Origin of the sequence: Methylobacterium sp. WL103 (genome assembly GCF_008039885.1) — a bacterium.
GTDB classification, from domain to species: Bacteria; Pseudomonadota; Alphaproteobacteria; order Rhizobiales; family Beijerinckiaceae; genus Methylobacterium; species Methylobacterium cerastii.
Genome location: NZ_VRUX01001171.1, coordinates 1 through 666, shown reverse-complemented (window position 1 = coordinate 666; position 666 = coordinate 1). Strand labels below are relative to the sequence as shown.

1 protein-coding gene is annotated in these 666 nt (G+C 74.8%); it reads left to right on the top strand.

Annotated features, from left to right (window positions below):
• Window positions 1–121: 121 nt before the first annotated feature.
• Window positions 122–666 (top strand): adenosylcobinamide-GDP ribazoletransferase (locus FV222_RS28450; protein WP_147816455.1); only part of this gene is annotated, 545 nt, incomplete at its 3' end.

The following is a 666-nucleotide window of genomic DNA, read 5'->3' as shown; positions in this document are numbered from 1 at the left end:
GGATTGTTGTGGGCGGGCCGTCCGCGGGTGGGCGGGCGCGCCGGTCCCGCGAGCTATAGTGGGAGCGGGCGCGCGGGTGAAGGCTGCGCGCGTCAAGGCCATTGCGAGCGAAGGCGGCGTGATGCTGGGCGAACCGTTCCGCGGCGAGGCCGACTGGCCCGGCCGTGACCTCCTGCACGATCTGGCGGCGTGCCTGCGCTTCTACTCGCGCCTGCCGCTGCCGCCCTTCCCGGGCGAGCCCGATCCGCATGCGGTCCCCGACTTCCGGACGGTCCCGCGAATGCTGCCGCTGGCCGGGCTGATCCTGGCGCTGCCGCCGGCTTTGGTGCTGCTCGCCGGCTGGTGGATCGACCTCGGACCCTTCGTCGCGGCGACGCTCGCCGTCGCGGTCGCGGTGATGCTCACCGGCGCCCTGCACGAGGACGGCCTGGCCGACGTCGCCGACGGGTTCGGCGGCGGCGCGACGCCGGAGCGCAGCCTGGAGATCATGAAGGACAGCCGCATCGGCGCCTATGGCGGCGTCGCGTTGATGCTGTCGTTGGCGCTGCGGATCGGCGCCCTCGCCACGCTGCTCGACCGGACCGGCACCGCCGCCGCCACCGGGCTCGCGCTGGCCGCGATCCTCTCGCGGGTCGCAGCCCTCGCGCCGATGGTGCTGCTGTCGCC